The 16,033-nt window shown below is 66.8% G+C and carries 33 protein-coding genes; all 33 read right to left on the reverse strand.

Annotated elements, in window-relative coordinates:
* Positions 1 to 9 precede the first annotated feature (9 nt).
* The 33 genes from ACWHYV_RS19170 to ACWHYV_RS19330 all read right to left on the reverse strand — a co-directional run bounded on the left by ACWHYV_RS19170 (position 10) and on the right by ACWHYV_RS19330 (position 16,029).
* Complete coding sequence (locus tag ACWHYV_RS19170; protein ID WP_447978088.1) at positions 10 to 903, reverse strand: hypothetical protein; 894 nt, start codon at positions 901 to 903, stop codon at positions 10 to 12.
* Positions 900 to 1,367 (reverse strand): hypothetical protein, encoded by a 468-nt coding sequence (locus ACWHYV_RS19175; protein WP_447978089.1) that lies wholly within the window; start codon positions 1,365 to 1,367, stop codon positions 900 to 902. The genes ACWHYV_RS19170 and ACWHYV_RS19175 overlap by 4 nt, the downstream gene beginning before the upstream one ends.
* The gene (locus tag ACWHYV_RS19180) at positions 1,364 to 1,804 is read right to left on the reverse strand and encodes a hypothetical protein (RefSeq protein WP_447978090.1); all 441 of its coding nucleotides are present in this window, start codon (positions 1,802 to 1,804) and stop codon (positions 1,364 to 1,366) included. The genes ACWHYV_RS19175 and ACWHYV_RS19180 overlap by 4 nt, the downstream gene beginning before the upstream one ends.
* Position 1,805: 1 nt before the next feature.
* Entirely contained in the window at positions 1,806 to 3,590 is a 1,785-nt protein-coding gene (locus ACWHYV_RS19185; protein WP_447978091.1) for a hypothetical protein, read from the reverse strand.
* Positions 3,587 to 4,111, reverse strand: coding sequence for a hypothetical protein (locus tag ACWHYV_RS19190; protein WP_447978092.1), 525 nt, complete (start codon positions 4,109 to 4,111; stop codon positions 3,587 to 3,589). Before ACWHYV_RS19190 ends, ACWHYV_RS19185 begins: the two co-directional genes overlap by 4 nt.
* A gap of 2 nt (positions 4,112 to 4,113) precedes the next feature.
* Positions 4,114 to 5,664 (reverse strand): terminase large subunit domain-containing protein, encoded by a 1,551-nt coding sequence (locus ACWHYV_RS19195; RefSeq protein ID WP_447978093.1) that lies wholly within the window; start codon positions 5,662 to 5,664, stop codon positions 4,114 to 4,116.
* A 2-nt stretch (positions 5,665 to 5,666) separates the two neighbouring features.
* Positions 5,667 to 6,218, reverse strand: coding sequence for a phage protein Gp27 family protein (locus ACWHYV_RS19200; RefSeq protein WP_447978094.1), 552 nt, complete (start codon positions 6,216 to 6,218; stop codon positions 5,667 to 5,669).
* A gap of 44 nt (positions 6,219 to 6,262) precedes the next feature.
* Positions 6,263 to 6,526, reverse strand: coding sequence for a hypothetical protein (locus ACWHYV_RS19205; protein ID WP_447978095.1), 264 nt, complete (start codon positions 6,524 to 6,526; stop codon positions 6,263 to 6,265).
* A complete protein-coding gene (locus ACWHYV_RS19210; RefSeq protein ID WP_447978096.1) occupies positions 6,516 to 6,911 on the reverse strand; it encodes a hypothetical protein in 396 nt (131 codons plus the stop codon). Before ACWHYV_RS19210 ends, ACWHYV_RS19205 begins: the two co-directional genes overlap by 11 nt.
* Positions 6,911 to 7,042: a hypothetical protein gene (locus tag ACWHYV_RS19215; protein ID WP_447978097.1), complete on the reverse strand. Its 132-nt coding sequence runs from the start codon at positions 7,040 to 7,042 to the stop codon at positions 6,911 to 6,913. Before ACWHYV_RS19215 ends, ACWHYV_RS19210 begins: the two co-directional genes overlap by 1 nt.
* Positions 7,026 to 7,316 (reverse strand): hypothetical protein, encoded by a 291-nt coding sequence (locus ACWHYV_RS19220; RefSeq protein WP_447978098.1) that lies wholly within the window; start codon positions 7,314 to 7,316, stop codon positions 7,026 to 7,028. The genes ACWHYV_RS19215 and ACWHYV_RS19220 overlap by 17 nt, the downstream gene beginning before the upstream one ends.
* A complete protein-coding gene (locus ACWHYV_RS19225) occupies positions 7,316 to 7,480 on the reverse strand; it encodes a hypothetical protein (protein WP_447978099.1) in 165 nt (54 codons plus the stop codon). Before ACWHYV_RS19225 ends, ACWHYV_RS19220 begins: the two co-directional genes overlap by 1 nt.
* Positions 7,477 to 7,836: a hypothetical protein gene (locus ACWHYV_RS19230; protein WP_447978100.1), complete on the reverse strand. Its 360-nt coding sequence runs from the start codon at positions 7,834 to 7,836 to the stop codon at positions 7,477 to 7,479. Before ACWHYV_RS19230 ends, ACWHYV_RS19225 begins: the two co-directional genes overlap by 4 nt.
* A complete protein-coding gene (locus ACWHYV_RS19235; RefSeq protein ID WP_447978101.1) occupies positions 7,833 to 8,363 on the reverse strand; it encodes a hypothetical protein in 531 nt (176 codons plus the stop codon). The genes ACWHYV_RS19230 and ACWHYV_RS19235 overlap by 4 nt, the downstream gene beginning before the upstream one ends.
* Positions 8,364 to 8,472: 109 nt before the next feature.
* Positions 8,473 to 8,637, reverse strand: a complete 165-nt coding sequence (locus tag ACWHYV_RS19240; RefSeq protein ID WP_447978102.1) for a hypothetical protein — start codon at positions 8,635 to 8,637, stop codon at positions 8,473 to 8,475.
* 28 nt (positions 8,638 to 8,665) lie between these two features.
* Complete coding sequence (locus tag ACWHYV_RS19245; RefSeq protein ID WP_447978103.1) at positions 8,666 to 8,896, reverse strand: hypothetical protein; 231 nt, start codon at positions 8,894 to 8,896, stop codon at positions 8,666 to 8,668.
* A gap of 64 nt (positions 8,897 to 8,960) precedes the next feature.
* Positions 8,961 to 9,518: a phage protein GemA/Gp16 family protein gene (locus ACWHYV_RS19250; protein ID WP_447978104.1), complete on the reverse strand. Its 558-nt coding sequence runs from the start codon at positions 9,516 to 9,518 to the stop codon at positions 8,961 to 8,963.
* 2 nt (positions 9,519 to 9,520) lie between these two features.
* The gene (locus ACWHYV_RS19255) at positions 9,521 to 9,937 is read right to left on the reverse strand and encodes a hypothetical protein (RefSeq protein ID WP_447978105.1); all 417 of its coding nucleotides are present in this window, start codon (positions 9,935 to 9,937) and stop codon (positions 9,521 to 9,523) included.
* 16 nt (positions 9,938 to 9,953) lie between these two features.
* Positions 9,954 to 10,142, reverse strand: a complete 189-nt coding sequence (locus ACWHYV_RS19260) for a hypothetical protein (RefSeq protein WP_447978106.1) — start codon at positions 10,140 to 10,142, stop codon at positions 9,954 to 9,956.
* On the reverse strand, positions 10,139 to 11,260 hold the full coding sequence (locus tag ACWHYV_RS19265) for a hypothetical protein (RefSeq protein ID WP_447978107.1): 1,122 nt from the start codon (positions 11,258 to 11,260) through the stop codon (positions 10,139 to 10,141). The genes ACWHYV_RS19260 and ACWHYV_RS19265 overlap by 4 nt, the downstream gene beginning before the upstream one ends.
* A gap of 73 nt (positions 11,261 to 11,333) precedes the next feature.
* A complete protein-coding gene (locus tag ACWHYV_RS19270; RefSeq protein WP_447978108.1) occupies positions 11,334 to 11,753 on the reverse strand; it encodes a homing endonuclease associated repeat-containing protein in 420 nt (139 codons plus the stop codon).
* Positions 11,750 to 11,974 carry a hypothetical protein gene (locus ACWHYV_RS19275; protein ID WP_447978109.1) on the reverse strand — a complete coding sequence of 75 codons (225 nt, stop codon included), beginning with the start codon at positions 11,972 to 11,974 and terminating at the stop codon, positions 11,750 to 11,752. The genes ACWHYV_RS19270 and ACWHYV_RS19275 overlap by 4 nt, the downstream gene beginning before the upstream one ends.
* Positions 11,971 to 12,303 (reverse strand): hypothetical protein, encoded by a 333-nt coding sequence (locus ACWHYV_RS19280; protein ID WP_447978110.1) that lies wholly within the window; start codon positions 12,301 to 12,303, stop codon positions 11,971 to 11,973. Before ACWHYV_RS19280 ends, ACWHYV_RS19275 begins: the two co-directional genes overlap by 4 nt.
* Positions 12,300 to 12,665 (reverse strand): hypothetical protein, encoded by a 366-nt coding sequence (locus ACWHYV_RS19285; protein WP_447978111.1) that lies wholly within the window; start codon positions 12,663 to 12,665, stop codon positions 12,300 to 12,302. Before ACWHYV_RS19285 ends, ACWHYV_RS19280 begins: the two co-directional genes overlap by 4 nt.
* Entirely contained in the window at positions 12,662 to 12,796 is a 135-nt protein-coding gene (locus ACWHYV_RS19290) for a hypothetical protein (RefSeq protein WP_447978112.1), read from the reverse strand. The genes ACWHYV_RS19285 and ACWHYV_RS19290 overlap by 4 nt, the downstream gene beginning before the upstream one ends.
* Before the next feature lie 86 nt (positions 12,797 to 12,882).
* The gene (locus ACWHYV_RS19295; protein WP_447978113.1) at positions 12,883 to 13,368 is read right to left on the reverse strand and encodes an ASCH domain-containing protein; all 486 of its coding nucleotides are present in this window, start codon (positions 13,366 to 13,368) and stop codon (positions 12,883 to 12,885) included.
* On the reverse strand, positions 13,365 to 13,892 hold the full coding sequence (locus ACWHYV_RS19300) for a host-nuclease inhibitor Gam family protein (protein WP_447978114.1): 528 nt from the start codon (positions 13,890 to 13,892) through the stop codon (positions 13,365 to 13,367). Before ACWHYV_RS19300 ends, ACWHYV_RS19295 begins: the two co-directional genes overlap by 4 nt.
* Entirely contained in the window at positions 13,889 to 14,152 is a 264-nt protein-coding gene (locus tag ACWHYV_RS19305; protein ID WP_447978115.1) for a hypothetical protein, read from the reverse strand. Before ACWHYV_RS19305 ends, ACWHYV_RS19300 begins: the two co-directional genes overlap by 4 nt.
* Positions 14,149 to 14,358: a hypothetical protein gene (locus ACWHYV_RS19310; protein ID WP_447978116.1), complete on the reverse strand. Its 210-nt coding sequence runs from the start codon at positions 14,356 to 14,358 to the stop codon at positions 14,149 to 14,151. Before ACWHYV_RS19310 ends, ACWHYV_RS19305 begins: the two co-directional genes overlap by 4 nt.
* Entirely contained in the window at positions 14,346 to 14,468 is a 123-nt protein-coding gene (locus ACWHYV_RS19315; protein WP_447978117.1) for a hypothetical protein, read from the reverse strand. Before ACWHYV_RS19315 ends, ACWHYV_RS19310 begins: the two co-directional genes overlap by 13 nt.
* The gene (locus ACWHYV_RS19320; protein ID WP_447978118.1) at positions 14,465 to 14,638 is read right to left on the reverse strand and encodes a hypothetical protein; all 174 of its coding nucleotides are present in this window, start codon (positions 14,636 to 14,638) and stop codon (positions 14,465 to 14,467) included. The genes ACWHYV_RS19315 and ACWHYV_RS19320 overlap by 4 nt, the downstream gene beginning before the upstream one ends.
* Positions 14,635 to 15,099, reverse strand: a complete 465-nt coding sequence (locus ACWHYV_RS19325) for a hypothetical protein (RefSeq protein WP_447978119.1) — start codon at positions 15,097 to 15,099, stop codon at positions 14,635 to 14,637. The genes ACWHYV_RS19320 and ACWHYV_RS19325 overlap by 4 nt, the downstream gene beginning before the upstream one ends.
* The gene (locus ACWHYV_RS19330; protein ID WP_447978120.1) at positions 15,100 to 16,029 is read right to left on the reverse strand and encodes an AAA family ATPase; all 930 of its coding nucleotides are present in this window, start codon (positions 16,027 to 16,029) and stop codon (positions 15,100 to 15,102) included.
* Positions 16,030 to 16,033 lie beyond the last annotated feature (4 nt).

Here is a 16,033-nt window from a genome sequence, read left to right on the forward strand (position 1 = left end):
TTGGTTGGGTTATGCCGCCTGCTGCTCCACTGCCTCGCGGCCCGTCGCCGGGCCGATGAACTCCCGCACGTCGCCGTACAACGGGCGCCACAGCACCACATCACACGTGCAGCCGGCGGTCTCGCTGATGTCGGCGTTCGGATCGCGGGGATAGTCCAGCTCCTCGCCCGTGATCGGATTGAGGAACGCCTCGTCCTGGTCGCGCACCTGTCCGTGCATCGCGACGTGGTCGGGCCTCGGCTTAATGGGGTGCCCGTCGTGCTTCCAGACCTTCTTGAGCTCCGGGGCATACTTGGCCGCCTGTTGCCGCCGGAGCTCCTGGGCCGTCGCGTAGGCCATGCCCACTTCCTGCTGATAGATGAACGTCGCGCGCGCGCCGATCGAGCCGAAGAGCCCCTGCGGCTTCCCCGATCCCGCGCCGAACGTGAGATGCCGCCCGATCTGCTCGATCACCTCGTGGCGAGGCCGGCCGGACAAGAGCCCGGTCGCGATCGTGCGGTCGATGCGGTCCTTCGCGCTCTGCGTCAGGCCCCCAATCCGCTGGGACGTCTTCGCGGTCAGCGTCTGGAGCAGCGACGTCGGCAGCTCGGGGAAGCGTGCGCCGACGCCCATGACGGCCATCGTCGCGTTCGTGGCCGCCGCGCCCAGCTCCCAGAACGTCGCCTGAGCGCTCGTGAGATCGCGCAGCGCGAGATCGCGCCACTGGTCGAGATGCCGATCGATCGCCGCCGTCATGCGTGGCAGGTAGAACCGGTCCCAGTCGGTATCGGCGATCTCCGCGACCACCTCGCGGCGGGCCGCCTCGAGCAGCGCCAGCATCCGCCGCACGCCCTTGTCCACCTCGCCGCGCCGCAGCTTGCGCTGCAGCTCCTGGATCTTCCTGGCGTCGTCGCGTTCGCTCACCGGTCCACCAGCTCCTGGTCCTCGATCAGCCGCACGAGCGTCAGCAGCTCGTCGGCATCGTCGGCCAAGGAGACCGCCGGCGCGTCGGCTTGCTCGGCCGCGAGTACGCGCACCAGCTCGGCCTCGAGGACGATCCGCTGCGCCAGCCGCACGTCCTGCCATGCCGGCATCGGAGCGGCGTCGACCGGGGTCTCCACGCGTTGAAGAACCGGCGCGGCGGGCTCCACCGTGGACTCGGCGATCGCCGTGAGGCGTGCGAGTCCCGCGCGGATGGACAGCCGCCCGGCGGCCACCCTGACGACTGCGGGGCTCGTGAGCCGGGTGCGCCGGAGCCGCCGACGACTTCGCCCGCCGCCCTGCGCCGGCTGGGCCTCAGCGGCCGCGACCGCACGGCCGCCCCAGCGCGCGAAGATCGCCGTCCCATCGAGCCAGGCGGCACGCAGCGAGGACAGGATCCAGATCATGCCGCCACTCCTTCCAGCACGAGCACCCCGCCGGCCTCGGCCTCGGCCCACTCCAACCGGACACCCCCGGATTGATCGACGAGCGGGTAGAACGCGACGAGCGGGTTGAGCGCATCGACCCCCACGTCCTGATAGAGCACGGCCCCGGCGATCGGCTCGCCCGCGCCGAGTCGCCACTCGACCGGATCGGCGAGCAAGACGAGCCGACCGACGCGATCACGGACCAAGGACACATTCGACAGCGGCTGCCGCTGATAGCCAGGTCGCTGGAGCTCGTGCGCCGCCGGCGCCGCATCGGTCGCATCGTCCACCACGGCGTGGGTCGCCTCGGGCCGGTAGGTGTCGCGGACGAGCAGCAGACGCCAGTCGAAGCGCGTCGGCTGGGCGAAGAGCTGCACGAGCACATCGAGCCGGGCGGAATAGATGAGGGTCTGCATCTCAGCCCGCCTCCTGCACGGTGGTGGCTTCGATCGCGGTGGCCCGGCCTTGTGCGTCGCGGATGATCGCGTAGTGCCGGCGCGTGGCCGGCGCCGGCTCCCGCTTGGTCTCGACATTGACTTGAATGGGCAGCGGCGCCGGCGCCGGTGGAGTCGGCGCGGCCGCCGTGGCCGGCGCGGCCTGCCTCGCCTCGACGGACACGAGCCGGCGCTCGACGCTCCGCAGGATCGCGTGCACTTCCTCGAGGAGCGCCGCCTGCTCGGCCGGCGTCTCCTCCGGCGGCTCGCGCCGCTCGGGGTCGGGTGGCGCCTCGCGCCCGCTCGGGCGGTCGAGATAATCCTGTGCGGCGTCCCGGAAGGTTTCGTCCTGCGCCAGCACGGCCAACTCCTTGTCGCTCATCTCCTTGAGCTCCACGCCCAGCGCCTTCACCACGACAGTGAGGATCGTGCGGGCCTCGGCCTTTGTGATCAGGGTGTCGCGCAGCATGACCGACACCGCCGCGGCCGCCTGCTGCACGATGCTGCCGACCTTGCTCAAGTCCGCGCGGACCATCTCGGGGAAGATCACCGCGACGGTCTCGTTCGCGGCCTGGGCGAGCGCCCCCATCTGCTTCGCCATGCGGATCTGGTAGCGCACGGTCTGGAGCACCATCGCCTTCACGAACTTCTGGCGACTCTGAAAGCGCTTGAAGGTGGGCTCGTCCATCTCGCCTGCGGTCGCGCGGTTCACATCGCCGCCGCCGCCGTACCAGTGCTCGGGATAGCCCGCGAGCGCCTGATGCTTGAACAGCCGCGCGTCCACCGACGCGTCGGACGCTTTGAGATCGGGCGCCTTCGGCTCCAACGTCACCTTCTCGTTGTGTGCGTGGACGCCGCCCGGCTTCGGGAGCTGGAAGCCTTTCATGAACGCGGTGATCTGCTCCTGCGTGAAGCCTTGGAGCGTGAGATCGAAGACGATGCGGTTGGCGAGGTCGGCGCGTTCCAGGCGCTGGAAGAGGAACTGCTCGTAGCCGTCGAGCCAGTCGGCCTTCGCCATGAGATCGGAGATCCCGCGCGAGCCGTTGCTGACCTTGTTGATCGCGAAGTAGAAGCACTCGCCGTCCGTGAACTGGGCGCGCAGCCGCTGGGCGGCCGGCATCAGCTCCTCTTCGGTCAGGTCGAGGATCACCCGGTAGCGGCGCTCCGGGATGTTGAACAGCCCCTCTTGCTTCCGCGTGATGACCCCAATGGCCTGCTCCGCGTTGTCCGGATCGAGCACGACCGTGTCGATCAAGCAGGGATCGAGGTAGCCGAGGCGCACGCGCCCGGTCCCTGGCGCGACGAACGCGGGCCAGCACTGCTCCCCATAGATCGCAAGCTCCCGGACCTTGTTCTCCAGCTTGAGGTCCCACTGGTTCACCGGATCGCTCCAGAACGCCTCCACGACGGCCTGCGTCGCCTCGTCCTCCGCCTTGAGCGTCACGCCTTCCCCGAGGAGGTAGTCCTTCATCATCTCGATGGACCACTGCGCCATCGGGTTCGTGAGGTAGAGGAAGTACGCCACCTGCTGCATGCGCTCCTGCGTCATCACCGGCAGGTCGCGCGGATTGTCCTGCCCGGCCCCCGTCAGTCGCCGGAAGCCGTAGAGCGACGGGTCCTGGAGGGCCGCGAAGGGCGAGAGGGTCTGCTCCGCGCGCGCGGGCTCTTCGCGGGTGAGAGCCGCCTGCACCGCCTGCTGCACCCGGGCGGCGAGCACGTCACCGAAGACGCGCGTGACGATCCGCTCTTTGAGCGAGCCCCAGGTCATGCGGCGGCCGTCCTCGCTTCGATCACGCCCAGCATGGCTTCGAGCTTCAACCGCCGTTCAGGGTCGGTTGTCTGCTCGATCATTACCCGGATCTCGTCCGGGGACTTGAACGGGGACGGCCGGCCTTGGGCAATCGTCTGGTCGCAGATCCGCCGGGCGGCCCGCGCGGCCTGGAGGACCGGGCTCTCGGTGAGCCCGAGCCGCTCGGCCGCCTGGGCGAGCAGGGCCGGGCGTTCGGCGGCGGGGATCAGATTCAGCGCGATGGTCTGAGAGACACGGCGGTCGAAGACGGGCGCGTTGGAGCGACGGGGCTTCGCGCCCTTCGCCTTCTTCTTTAATAAGGCCGCGCCCTGAAGACGTTGACCGTTCTTCCACGCGGTCCGGCACGCGTCCTTGCAGAACCTCGCCTTGACGCCGTTTCGGTTCTTCGGTTGAAACTCGGTCCGGCACTGCTCGCAAATGAACCGGGTACCCGGTTCTAGCTGCCTCTCAGAGCGTCGATGACCCGTCGCCTTGACCATTCCTACCCCCTCCCCGTTGGAGTCCAAATCCTGGACCGTTCCTGCCGCCACCGATTCATGCCCCCGCCGACCAGCACCCGACCCCGGTCCTCGCGCACGTCCCGGACCGTCGGCTCCTGGGTCGCCACAGCCGCCGGCGGGCCGGACGCGGAGGCGGCATGGAGCGCCAGGGCCAGCGCCCAGAACTTGTCCGCATGCCCGGTCTTATCCGTCCGCTCGGCGTCGAACCGAAAGTGCCCCGTGCCCGTCCCGTACTTCCGGACGCTGTGCAGGGAATTCCGGATTGCCACCTCGGCCGGAATCCGCACGAGCGTGTCTTCCATCTTCTGCTTGCAGCCGGTCGCGAGTAGTTCCTTGTTCGCGGTCGTGAAGTCGATGCCCTCGACCTTGGTCGCGCCGAACCGCTCGATCGCTTCTTCGGTCAGTTGGAGTCCGAGGCCGCTCTGATCCAGACACGCGCGCCGGAGCATCGGATGGGCGAGGAGGGAGAAGAGCACCGCGCGTTGGATGAAGAACGGCGTGCGCTTCATCGTGATCACCACCACCGTCTCCTGGGTGCCGTCCTTGTCCCGGTTCAGCCAGATCTCGGAGAGGTCCCGTTTGCGGCCGATGTCCATCCCCAGGTAGAGCGCCTCGGCATTAATGACGGTGGGATCGAGCAGCTCCACGGCGGGAGGCATCAGCTTCGTCGCGAGGTAGAGCTGATACAGCTCGATCGCCTTCTCGAAGAGCACCGGCGCCCACAGGCACTCGCCGCTCATCTCGGGGGTCCCGCCGGTCTTGAACGCGAGGCCGGCCGTCGCCGCGAGCTCGGGATCTTCACAGCTCGCGATCAGCTCGTAGGAGAGAAAGGCCGTCGCTTCGTCGATGTAGAGGACGAGGTATTCCTGATCGAACGCGTCGTCGTCGCCCATCGCCGCCCGGAGATCCTCGGGCGTCGTGAGCCGGCCCTCTTCGTCGCGCAGCTCCAGGCCGCCGGCCACCGCGTCGAAGATGTCGAGCTTGGAGGTGTGGTAGCGCGGGTCGTCCTTGGCCTTCTTCGACCAATCGGTATCGAGGTCGTAGAACTTGTTCTGCTTGCCTTGCGGGGTGGACGTGATCCGGAGCTGGTAGCCGCGCGTGATGATCGGGAAGAGCGCGGTCCAGATCTTCCGGCTGTCCTTGTGGAAGGCGAACTCGTCCAGGTAGACGTTCGCGGAGAAGCCGCGGGCCGTGTCCGGGTTGGCCGGCAGGCCCATGATCCAGGAGCCATTCGGCAGATCGATCCGCAGGGATTTGTACTTCCCGTGCTCACCCTCCCAGGTATCCTCCAGCGGCGTCGCGGCGGCGCCGTAGGCTTTGCAGTGGAGGGCGGTCTGCTCGATGTTGGCCTTGGATTGCCGCTCGCCGCGGGAGAGAATCACCCAGCCCGTCCGACGGCCATGGGCATCATCCGCGATCTCGCGGGTCTCCTCGAACGTCTTCCCGCTCTGGCGGCACCACCGCTTGAGCCGAAAGCGGGCTTTCACCCGCGCCGACGCCTGCTGGTATTTCGTAAGCTGAATGATCGCCATGGCTATGCCGCGGGCGCGAGGCCGTAGATCTCCTCGCGGATCTTCCTCAACGTCTCTTCGTCCAGATTCTTGGCCCGCCCCAGGGCCTCGACCTTCTCGGCCGTGGTCGTGATCTTCTGCTTGAGCAGGTCCAGGCGCTCGCGCTGGAGCTGCAAGGCGTCCGTGTTCTGGTTCAGCCGCACGGCCTTCACGAGCAGATGGCCCAGCTCCACCATGTCGGCCCGGTCGAACGTCGCATCCGCTTCCGCCATCCGCCGGAGCAGCTTCGACCAGAAGAGCCCCATAGCCGCGTCCTTGAAATTCGCGTCGGGTTTCGCGCCGAGGACGCCCATGATGGCCTCGACCTCGTGTTGCACCTGCTGGAGGCGCGCGCGTGCGTCCGACCACCGCTGACGATACCGAGAGAGCGCGGAGTCGGAGATGCGCTGGCCGGTCTGCTCTTCGATCGCCTTGCTGATCTGCTCATACGTCGCATTGGCTTCGAAGAGCTGATCGACCAGGTCCTGGACGCCCAGGTCCTCGACGCGGCTGCGCGTTTTTCGTGTGGCTCCCATCACACCCACCCAACCCCAGGCGCGCCGAGACGCGCCCTTTCCCGTTAGTGCTCGTACCTCGGCAGCCCGAGATCCTCGCGGAGCGCGGCAATCTCACTCAGCAGCTGTTCGTACCTGGCGTTTGCCGTGCCCAGATCCTCGAGGGCGACGCGCAACGCCGTGACGTTGAGGTCCTCGATCCGGCGGTGCGGGTCAGTCTCACGCCGGATTTCGTCTTTCAGCCGGTGGATCTTGATGGCCAGCAGGCGGGCTTGCTGTTCCTTTTCCTGCAACCGGCCGAGGTTGAGGAGTCGCTCTTCACTTGCCATGGGTCCGCTCCATCGCTTCGAGCTTCTCGACGAGCCGCGTCTGCACCTGAATGTTCAGGATCATCGTGTCCTTCGTGTCCGTTGCGAGCTGCCGGTAGGCCTCGTTGATGGCCCTGAACGCCTCCAGATGCGCCCGCTGCGTGTCGTCGTAGCGCTTGATCAAGTCCTCCAAGGCCGTCTGCCGCTTGAACCCGTGGAACCAGATCACGAAGACGATGCCGCCGAGGCCGAGATTGCTGATCAACGTCATGAGCTGCGCGAACGTCAGCCCGAAGATCGACGGCTCACCGTTGATCGGGGCCGGCGGCGGGAGCTCCTGCGCCAGCCCGTTGATGAAGCTGCCGAGCGTCAGCGCGGCACACAGCAGCATCGCCATCCAGGTCATCAGTGTCCCTCCTCGCACCGCTCCACCCGCAGCCGCAGGGTGCGCTCCAACTCGTACCGCTCCTTGAGCCAGCTCGCCGTCACGCGGTACCCGCCATCCGCCAGCGCCGTGATCTCACGATCCGCGGTCAACACCGGCCTCCGTGTCTCGCAGCCGCTCGCGAGCGTTACCACCGCGAGGATCAAGCCCACGGTCGCGAACGCCCAGCCGACGTTCGGTGTCGAACAGCTCCGTGAGCACCTCGGCGTCGCCGGTGCTGATCGCCGTCTCGGCTCGGGCCAGATCTCGGTCATACGCGCTCTCCTGCTGCGCGCGGCGTCGGGCCGGGCGCGTCCCGTTCCAGGTCTCGATGAGGGCGGCCAGCAGCGGCACGAGCGCGCCGAGGACCGCGAGAATTTCCACCATCAGCTCTGGCCGAGCTTCTCCAGCTTGTGGCCGATGCCGACGAGGCCCAAGCCGGTGGTGACAAACCCCATGGCGACGTCGGCATCATGGACACCACCGAGCAGCCCGCCCACGCCCCACGCGATTGCGCCCACTGCCGCCACCCAGGTTTTCCATCCCTTCATCGGTTGCTCCTTTCACAGCGCTCTTCACACACGAAGAGCGGAGAGATGTGGACCGCATAGACAAACGTTCCGTCGTCCTCTTCGACGAGAAAGAGCCACACGTGATCGCGTCCCGCCAGCTCATCGAGCGCGCCGTCCGAGAGCGCGGAGCGGGACGACCAGGCGACCACGTGCAGCTCCGTCCCATCCGCCACGCCGTCGCCGTCCCGATCGAGCCCGAGCTCGCAGAGACCGTTCTCCAGGACGTCCCAGGAGACGAGTGCTGAGGGCTGCGTGCTGAGCGCTGAGTCGAAGCCCAGCACGGGCCCGACAGACGCGATGACGAGCGCGAGGCTGAGCACGGCCAATCGGATCATGCCGCCTCCTGGGTTGTGGGCTTCGGCCACCGGGTGCGATGGAGCTCCAGGTGGGCCAGGTCGCGCATCTTCCACGCGCCGCCCCAGACGAGCCCGATCCGGGATTGGGCGATCCCGCCGACGATCTCCCACGGGGCCTCGGGATAGAGGACCCGCGGGCCGCGTTTGATCACGAAGTGGACGGCGACACCGAGGCAGTGGGGGCCGGAGTACGGGAGCGCATGCGTGATGATGCGACCCGGCGCCCGCATCTCCGGGAGCGCATTCAGGCCGAAGATCTCGGCGATCGCGCGGAACATCATCTCCCGTGTCCGCTGGTCGGCGTCCACCGCGTCCAGCTCGGCCGCGATTTCGGAGGGCGTGCGGCCCTGGCAGAAGTAGCGAGCCTGCGTCAGATCATCGCGGCGACCCTCGGTAATGACCACCGAGAGCCCGGCCTTGCCGAGCTGCGAGTGTTCCGCGCAGCAGTGCAGCAGCCGCGTCACCTTGTCCTTCAGCTCGGGATGGAGGCCGTCGTGCCAGTTCATGTCGTGCGCAATAAAAAAGCCCGGTCAAAGAGGCCATCAACGCCTCTTCAACCGGGCTTCGGTGGTCCGATCACCCGTGAAGATATGCTCGATCAGGACGCGCGGCGCGTTACTTGTCGCTCGCGCGGGCCGCCTTCCGCTTGCGGATCAGCAGCTCAACGTCGCTCACTCTATGATCGGTCACTTTGACTGTCAACGTACCGTGACCGTGCTTCTTGATGCGATCCAGCTCGGCCAAGACTTCCTCGTCGGACCAGTCCTCGACCTTGGTCAAGCGCGCCCCTCGAAGAAACCCGTCGCGTTCATTCCTGCTCCTGCGCCTGAGTATCCGGCAACTGGAGCGTCACGCCCGCCTGCGCGAGACACTCAATCGCGACACCGGGAATCTCGAGGACCACGACGGTGAGCTCCGGTGCGCCTCCGACAGTTGCCCGGAAGGCCACGCTCCGCACGTAGTTAGACAGGTCGATGTCGTCCACGAAGAGCTTGCCCTGACCGATCTCATTGACCTGGATCGTCACCTTGTGCGTCATTCCTGCTCCTAGGCCTTGTTCGCGTCGTTATAGGTGACGGCGAGGCCGGAGGGGAATCTCACGATCAACATTTAACCCTTCCTGGCTGAGTCATGAATTCACCACACCGTCTGATGCTGCCCATCAGGTCCTCTGCCTCCTCGCGTGCATCGCATGCGGCGACAGGACCCGCGTTCCTCGCCTTCCAGCCCCGCTCTCTCATCGCCTTCAGTGCCTCGATGACCTTGTTCGCCTCCTCGCGGGTCTGCGGCCACGACTGCCCGCAGGTGCGGCGGCTGAGATTCATGCGCGCCGTGCCGACTTCCGGGATTCCCAGATCGTCGAACAGATGTTGGATCATGCGGCCCTGCTCGACGCTTGCCACCTCGTCCGGTCGGCGCTCGTCGCGGCCGCGGCGCGTCGGTTTCCGCCGCGGCAGGCCCTGCTGCATCACCGAGAGCGAGCCATAGACTTTTCTCAACTGCGTGAGGCTCATGTCCTTACAGCTCTCGACGCCGACCAGGTTCTGCTGCATGACCTTCCGGGTGTCGGTATCGACGCCGAGCTCGCGGGCGGCCGCGTGAATGGCCTTGATCAGGCCGGGGCGATCCGTCGGGCTGTTGTGACGCAGCGCACGCAGCATGCTTAGGGCACCGTGATCGTGGTCGTGGTGGTGGTCGTGATCGCGATCCGTGCGCCGACGCCGCTCGGCACCGCCGGTCCGGTGAGATCCTGGATGAAGACCACCGCCTTCGAGCGATCACTCTCGTTCCCCGCCTGGTCATACGCGGTGAGCTCCGCCTTCCAAGCGCCCTCCTGGGCGATGCCCGCCTGCCCGCACGGAATGCTCGTCGCCGGCGCCGTGATCTCAACGGTCGGTCGCGGCTGGCTGTCCACGCTCAGATACAACCGATAGCCGGCGAGATCCGGCTCGGTGTTCGCGGTCCAGAAGAGGATGCATGCCTTTCCCACGACCAGGGTCGGCTCGGCGGCGAAGACAAACCCGACACAGAGGCCGGCGATCATGAGGGTAAGGAGAACCGAGCGTGCTGCAATGTTCATGGTGCCACTCCTCTGGTCATCGGACCGGGTGCCACTGATACGGACAGTCTTTGCCGTGGACCGCGAAGTAGGTCCGCTCCCACGGGGGCCGGCCGTCGTCGGGCGCGAGATGTCCCTCACACGCGCGGCAGACCTCGCGGCGCCGGGCGATCTCGCGGCTACAGCACGGGCAGTAGTTCCGCTCGCGGACTCGGCGTCGCCTCACCGTTTCCCCTCGCGCCACTTGAGATAGTCGAACGTCCACCGGTAGCTCTGGTTGAACTGCTTGGCCCCCGCGAGCCAGGCCCCGGTGGCGGAGCCGGCAAAGATCTGATCGGCGCGATCCCGCCACACCGTCTCCCCGGTCTGCGCGTAGACCCACGCGTAGGCAGGCGCGATCAAGCCATCGAGGTCCGGCTTGGGATCGGTGCCCCCGTGGTTGAGCTGCCGATCGGTGTAGCGGAAGGCCCGCGCGTCCGGCACCCACAGCTTCTCCCACATCAACTCCAAGAGCGGCTTGAGCGCGGCGAGGGCTCTGCCGTCCTTGCTGCGCCGGTCGGCTTCGATCAAGGCCTCGGCGGTCAGCCCGACCATGAAGGGCCGGACATACTGCTTCTCCGTCGGCTGCGCGATCGTACCGTCGAGGATCTGCGTCCACTCGCGCACATGGCCCAGTGCCTGCTCGGTCAACTCCGGAATGCGCGCCGGCGTGCCGCCGAGATCTCGTGCGTACAACTTGGCCATCAGGTTGTAGGCGACTTCTCGGCTGCGATCGATCCCGGCGGTCCAGGACAGCGGGTATTCGTTCGCATACGCCGCGGCCGTCGCCATCCCGATGAGCGCCTCCTTGGACGCGGCATCCTGGGTGCGGCGATGGTGCTCGACCAAGCCATGGGGAAAGATCATCCAGCCGGCGGCCTTGTACTGATTCGGCTTCAAGTAGCCGTCACGGTAGACGAGCACGGCCGCCTCCGCGCACGCGCGCCACTCGGCCGGGTCCTGCCCCTTCGCTTGGAGATAGTCGGCAATCTGGTAGGCTATGCGGGCGGCGTCGTAGTAGACGGCTTCGAAGCGCGCGTTGAATTCCTTGCTGGTATCTCTCAGCGTCTTACAGTGCTGCTGCCCATACTGCGCCATCAAGCTTTCCCAGCGAGACAGCTCCGGGACGGCCGCCGTGGTCGTCACTCGCTGGACCTCGTACCGCATCGTCACGATGTCCTCTCCCGGGATCCGCAGCACGGATCCGTCTTGCTTCTCGATCGTCAGCAGGGCCCCGCTCGCCGTGCCGGCCAGGACGAGCGTGAGGGCCATCGCCAGGCCTGTGGTCCATCGTCGCATGCTCATGGTGCCGTCTCCTTCTGCGAATGTGACTCGATGAACACTATTGTGGCGAGCCGCCGCACGAGTCCGCTGTCAGTCATTGGCACGCTTCTCGCCAGCGCCGGCGGGACCCGATGGCGCCGCCCGTCTGATCGCCACGCCGCCATTCGGGCGAGAGCTGGCAGCGCTCGCAAATCCGGTTGTGCGGGCCGGCGGAGAAAAAGGTCTCGTCGCACTTCAGGCAGACGCGTCGCTTGCGGCGGGCCGCCTGCGCGCGCTTGAACTCGGCGTCCTCAGCGAACGCCGAGTGATTCTCCTTCATCAGTCCCGCGAGGCGTTTCGCGTTCGACCAACTCCCGAACCGGCGGATCAGGAACTCGGGCGAGACCCGGCCGTGTGGCCGGTAATCGGAGATGCGGAGGGGCCCGCCGACGCGCTCAGCCACGCGGCGGAGATCCGCCAGCACGTCCTCATCAGTCAGGCGCGCGAGCGCCAGCATGCTGGCCCCCGCTCTCATGCGCGGCCCTCACGGATAAGCGCCGGCGTCAGACAGTCCGGGCAATACCAGCGCTCGGCATCGCGGCTGATCAGCCCGCGCTTGGTACAGCCGTCGCCCGCGCATCTGGGGATCGGCAGATCGGCCAGGAGCGGCGCCGCAGGCTTGGTCTGCGGCTGCGGCGCGCGATCCCGTGGACGGATAGGCCGATCGAGGATGGCGATGCCGTGGCGGTTCTTCATGACTGCACCTTCGCCGATTCGGGCGCGTAAACGGCTTTCCACCGCCGCCACTCCTGGCCCGCGTCGGCCATCATGGAGCCGAGATCCCGCTTGAGATTCGCCTCATGCATCCCGAGGTCCGGCCACGTGGCGATCACTCGCCGCGTCACCACCGTGAGCCAGCGGTCACGCGTCTCGCTCGGCAGCCCGTCGACGCAGAGCAGCGCGGCGCGGAGCCAGGCCTGCACCTCCGGTTGGCTCAGCCGGGTGAGCGGCACTTCGAGCAGCTCGATCAGCATCTGCGCGAGGACGTCCAGGCCGCGGTCGTCGATATCGGGGCGATCATTCATGATGACTGAGTTAGCTCCATGGTCAGTTGGCCCAAGACGTCCGCCGGAGTGTTCTTCCTCAACGCCGCTAAGCGCTGCGCGGTCTTGATGATGCGGTGCTCGAGCTGCCGCTCGGCGCGTGTTTGTTCGTCTGTGGTGCGGATCACGTAGTACCCATGAGGCTCCCCGGTGGCGCTCCCGATCGGGCAATGATGATGCTCGATGAGATGCTTAACGATCCGTTGCACGATGCGCGGCGCAATCGCTGTCACAGCGGCGAGATGCTCAAGGGACAGGGCGCTGGCTCGCCCTTCGTGTCGCTGGATCTCGCGCCAGACGGCACGCTCCTCGGCGGACATCTCGATCGCCACGGTGGCCGTCATCGCGCCTCCTCGAAGAGCACGGTGAAGCACCCGAACTCCCCGCAGCGTCCCATCTCCATCCGCATCGCCTCCGTGATCCGACCCAGCTCCTCGATCGGACAGAGCGTCACCAGCACCCGCAGGTTCTGCATGCGCAGCTCGTGCTCCGCGCGGGCCAAGGTGGTTGCGGGGGCTGGACTCGAACCAGCGACCTTTTGGTTATGAGCCAAACGAGCGGTCATCTCACCCACCCCTCCCCAGGCGCGCCAAGACGCGCCCCTTCCCGTCCTTCTCCACCCCGCAACGCGTGTTCGATCTCTGGCGGGACATCCCAGAGCCCCTGACGGCCACGACACGGCAATGGTCTCATGAGCCTCGCAACATGACCCAACTGCCAAGCGAACCGACCGGGTGCATAATTTCCGAAAGCCCTTTCCTGGTCGCTCAATCCGCAAAGCAACTCGGTCCTCACCACGTCCTGGACTTCGACGACGCAGAGAATCACGCCCAGAGGGAGATCACTCGGGTGTTCGATGCCATGACGGATCAGCACGCGGACAAAGTCGAGGCGCCAGCACATCGAGCGTTCCTTCAAGGGCCACCGACGACTCGCGTGTATGGCGAGCGGCCCACGGTACCGAGTGCCCCACGATCTCGTCTCGTACTGCTTCTCACCCCAAGCGATGAGGCTCGCCCACGGCTGATGCAGCGTGACTGCTTTCATGCTGCGGCCTCATCGAGTGCATCTTTCAACAGCGCGTTCACGAGCTTTTCCACGGCCCCGTCGACGGGCTTCACCTGCACCTGATCGCCCGCGTCCTCCACGGTGACCCCCAGACGTCGCAGCTCAGCGGCGTCGAGCTCTTCGAGGCCGGCCTTGCTCGGCTTCTTCTTGACGATGATGAGCTGCTCAATGAGCTCCGGTTGATCCGCAAAGCGCTTCTCGATCCGGGCGACCAGGACGTCGTCATCCTCCCACTCGAGCTTGCCCTTGCCCTTGCGATAGCCGACCTTGATGTTGTGGAAGATCTGCGTCTTGGGCTTCTCGAACAGCTCCGGGTGTTGCTCGACGGCGGAGACGAGCTGCGCGTGTGCGACGACGGCCCTCGCGAGCGCGCCCTTGATGCCGGGGAGCGCTTGCCGCTTCACCGCTTCCATCTCGGCCTGGCAGTCCTGGACGCGCTCGCTCAACAGCCCACGCGCGTCGGCGTACTTCTTCGCGAGCTGCTCGATGTCCTGCAGGGTCATGCGCGTGACTCCAACAACCGTAAGCCGTGCGTGCCGTCGGTGAGGGGCGCGAGATGGTCCCGGATGATTTGGTTCCGCCGATCGCGGCACCGCCGACAGAGGGCCAGGCCGCCGAGCTGCCCCTGGCGTCGGGCGAGCACGAGAAAGAGCGGTTCCTCGGGTGTCGCGCAGTGGCTGCCCATGCAGCGCGCGCGGATCGGCTGGCCGAGCACGCGCGCGTCGCTGACTGCTGATGGCTGAGGGCTCAGCAGGAGCCTCATCGCCGCACCATCACCTTTCGCACCCCGGTGAGCTGCTGGAGCTCGTGGATCAGGGTATTGCTGAGCTTGTTCACGGTCGGCGTCTGGCTCGTGTCGATCGCAGTCGCGCCGACGAGGACGGCGATCTCATCGATCAGGTCGCTTGCCTGTTCGGCCGTGAACGTGATCTCGATCGTCGCCGGCGCCGGCGTCGTTACTTGAGACATGCCGTGCTCTCCCACATAGCCTGAAGCTGCGCCCACCACAGCAGGCCGATGCCAACCGCCACGACGCCGAGGATCGACCAGAAGGCCACGGCTTCCGCGTCCGGCTTCATGCGGGCAGCCCTTGCAACAGGCGAACGGCGCCGGCGAAGGAGGCGCAGGCGTCCTCGCCCTGGTCGTGCATCTTCATCAGCCCGCCCTCGCCGTCCATCAGCACGATCACGAACCCCGGCGCCTCATCGGCCCTCCGCTCGGTTCGGACGTGAATCGAAAAGCCTCTCATGCCGTCCTCCGTGCCTCACGACTCACCACCACGCGCCCGCCCTTAAAGCCGATCCGTCGGAGCTCGGCGGCCCAGGCCTGCGCCATATTGGAGGCCTTCAGGCGCTCCTCTGCCGCAACCAACCGTCGCCGATACTTACGGCCAATCTCGTCGACACCCGGCAGCGCGCGCACGGGGCGCCCCTCGGCCACTGCGAGGGCGACGGTCGCCCAGAGCTTGAGGGGCACCCACGAGTGTTCGAGCGGCGTGCCAACCAAGTCGCTGAAGCGATACTCACACGCCCGGCAGAAGTACTTCCGGCAGGCGGGATAGACCTGGCTCAATGACTTCCGATCGATCTTCAGGTGCTCCCCGTCATAGCAGCGGGGACACACCGGATCCCCGCCCGTCATCGGCCAATGCGCGCGGCGCAGCGCGGCTGCGAGTCGACGCTCCAGATGATCGATGCCGTGATTGTCCATTTACGCCACCAGCTTGAGCGCGCTCTTGATGTGCGTGAGGGTGACTCTGTCCAGCCCCCCGGCGATCTTGGCGGAGACCTTCAACACATTCGCCACGCGCGCCGGCGAGGACTTCGGCCGTGGATCGAAGACGGTGAGTACTTCGCGCGCGTCGAGATGTGGCAGGGTCGCGGCGATCTGCTGCGCCGCATCCTCGTCGGTGAACTCCGGAAGCCGTCGCCTGAAAATAACCCGGCGGGCGAGCTGCTCCGCCTCCGGCGTGGTGCCGACCAGCTTCGCCTCCAACATCGTGGTTCCCGCCAGGACCATCCCGGTCCCGGTGCGATCGTGGATCGTCCGCAGGATGTCCAAGGCCGCGTAGCCCAGCGTGTTCGCCTCGTCCACGATCAGGAGCCGTGGCGTGGTCTTGAGGCGATAGACGATCCGCTTCAAGAGCGCGATCTGCCGGCCGCGGTCGTGCTCGCCGAGCGCGAGACAGATCTCCTGCATCACGGCGGAGGGCCCGTGAATCCGGCTCGCCTCGACGAGCACCGAGGCCGGATCGGTGGCGAGGAACCGCCGAATGGCCATCGTCTTCCCGCGTCCCGAATCGCCAATCAACGCGACGATCTCCTGATGCACGGCCGCATACTGCAACGTCTCGGTCGCGATCTGCGCCTGACGGATCTCGACATAGGGCAGCGTGAGGTCCCCGGCCTTGGCCTTTTCGTCCTGTCGGTCGAGGAACGCCGTGAGCCGAAGACAGAGATCCTGCACATCGCCGCGCGCGTCGTCGTTCACGAACGCGGAGATCAGCGCGGCCGACTTGCCAATCGCACGGGCCACGTCGTTTTGTGACCAGGGCCGCTGGCTCTCCCGGGCGCTGCGGAGAAACCGCACCAGGCGTTCCCGGACGAGCGCGGGCTCGTGTAACGGTCTGGGCGTTGTCATACGG

The sequence above is a fragment of the Candidatus Nitrospira bockiana genome, from assembly GCF_965152565.1.

Excerpts from the sequence above, each read along its gene's own strand:
- ACWHYV_RS19310 (WP_447978116.1), bottom strand. The coding sequence starts at position 14,358 with ATGTCTCAAGTAACGACGCCGGCGCCGGCGACGATCGAGATCACGTTC.
- ACWHYV_RS19285 (WP_447978111.1), bottom strand. The coding sequence starts at position 12,665 with ATGACGGCCACCGTGGCGATCGAGATGTCCGCCGAGGAGCGTGCCGTC.
- ACWHYV_RS19235 (WP_447978101.1), bottom strand. The coding sequence starts at position 8,363 with ATGAACTGGCACGACGGCCTCCATCCCGAGCTGAAGGACAAGGTGACG.
- ACWHYV_RS19190 (WP_447978092.1), bottom strand. The coding sequence starts at position 4,111 with ATGGTCAAGGCGACGGGTCATCGACGCTCTGAGAGGCAGCTAGAACCG.
- ACWHYV_RS19245 (WP_447978103.1), bottom strand. The coding sequence starts at position 8,896 with ATGACGCACAAGGTGACGATCCAGGTCAATGAGATCGGTCAGGGCAAG.
- ACWHYV_RS19265 (WP_447978107.1), bottom strand. The coding sequence starts at position 11,260 with ATGAGCATGCGACGATGGACCACAGGCCTGGCGATGGCCCTCACGCTC.
- ACWHYV_RS19325 (WP_447978119.1), bottom strand. The coding sequence starts at position 15,099 with ATGGACAATCACGGCATCGATCATCTGGAGCGTCGACTCGCAGCCGCG.
- ACWHYV_RS19225 (WP_447978099.1), bottom strand. The coding sequence starts at position 7,480 with ATGAAGGGATGGAAAACCTGGGTGGCGGCAGTGGGCGCAATCGCGTGG.
- ACWHYV_RS19185 (WP_447978091.1), bottom strand. The coding sequence starts at position 3,590 with ATGACCTGGGGCTCGCTCAAAGAGCGGATCGTCACGCGCGTCTTCGGT.
- ACWHYV_RS19280 (WP_447978110.1), bottom strand. The coding sequence starts at position 12,303 with ATGAATGATCGCCCCGATATCGACGACCGCGGCCTGGACGTCCTCGCG.
- ACWHYV_RS19300 (WP_447978114.1), bottom strand. The coding sequence starts at position 13,892 with ATGACCCTGCAGGACATCGAGCAGCTCGCGAAGAAGTACGCCGACGCG.
- ACWHYV_RS19290 (WP_447978112.1), bottom strand. The coding sequence starts at position 12,796 with ATGCAGAACCTGCGGGTGCTGGTGACGCTCTGTCCGATCGAGGAGCTG.
- ACWHYV_RS19205 (WP_447978095.1), bottom strand. The coding sequence starts at position 6,526 with ATGGCAAGTGAAGAGCGACTCCTCAACCTCGGCCGGTTGCAGGAAAAG.
- ACWHYV_RS19250 (WP_447978104.1), bottom strand. The coding sequence starts at position 9,518 with ATGCTGCGTGCGCTGCGTCACAACAGCCCGACGGATCGCCCCGGCCTG.
- ACWHYV_RS19305 (WP_447978115.1), bottom strand. The coding sequence starts at position 14,152 with ATGAGGCTCCTGCTGAGCCCTCAGCCATCAGCAGTCAGCGACGCGCGC.
- ACWHYV_RS19320 (WP_447978118.1), bottom strand. The coding sequence starts at position 14,638 with ATGAGAGGCTTTTCGATTCACGTCCGAACCGAGCGGAGGGCCGATGAG.
- ACWHYV_RS19230 (WP_447978100.1), bottom strand. The coding sequence starts at position 7,836 with ATGATCCGATTGGCCGTGCTCAGCCTCGCGCTCGTCATCGCGTCTGTC.
- ACWHYV_RS19270 (WP_447978108.1), bottom strand. The coding sequence starts at position 11,753 with ATGAGAGCGGGGGCCAGCATGCTGGCGCTCGCGCGCCTGACTGATGAG.
- ACWHYV_RS19295 (WP_447978113.1), bottom strand. The coding sequence starts at position 13,368 with ATGAAAGCAGTCACGCTGCATCAGCCGTGGGCGAGCCTCATCGCTTGG.
- ACWHYV_RS19255 (WP_447978105.1), bottom strand. The coding sequence starts at position 9,937 with ATGAACATTGCAGCACGCTCGGTTCTCCTTACCCTCATGATCGCCGGC.
- ACWHYV_RS19220 (WP_447978098.1), bottom strand. The coding sequence starts at position 7,316 with ATGGTGGAAATTCTCGCGGTCCTCGGCGCGCTCGTGCCGCTGCTGGCC.
- ACWHYV_RS19275 (WP_447978109.1), bottom strand. The coding sequence starts at position 11,974 with ATGAAGAACCGCCACGGCATCGCCATCCTCGATCGGCCTATCCGTCCA.
- ACWHYV_RS19180 (WP_447978090.1), bottom strand. The coding sequence starts at position 1,804 with ATGCAGACCCTCATCTATTCCGCCCGGCTCGATGTGCTCGTGCAGCTC.
- ACWHYV_RS19195 (WP_447978093.1), bottom strand. The coding sequence starts at position 5,664 with ATGGCGATCATTCAGCTTACGAAATACCAGCAGGCGTCGGCGCGGGTG.
- ACWHYV_RS19175 (WP_447978089.1), bottom strand. The coding sequence starts at position 1,367 with ATGATCTGGATCCTGTCCTCGCTGCGTGCCGCCTGGCTCGATGGGACG.
- ACWHYV_RS19330 (WP_447978120.1), bottom strand. The coding sequence starts at position 16,029 with ATGACAACGCCCAGACCGTTACACGAGCCCGCGCTCGTCCGGGAACGC.
- ACWHYV_RS19200 (WP_447978094.1), bottom strand. The coding sequence starts at position 6,218 with ATGGGAGCCACACGAAAAACGCGCAGCCGCGTCGAGGACCTGGGCGTC.
- ACWHYV_RS19315 (WP_447978117.1), bottom strand. The coding sequence starts at position 14,468 with ATGAAGCCGGACGCGGAAGCCGTGGCCTTCTGGTCGATCCTCGGCGTC.
- ACWHYV_RS19210 (WP_447978096.1), bottom strand. The coding sequence starts at position 6,911 with ATGACCTGGATGGCGATGCTGCTGTGTGCCGCGCTGACGCTCGGCAGC.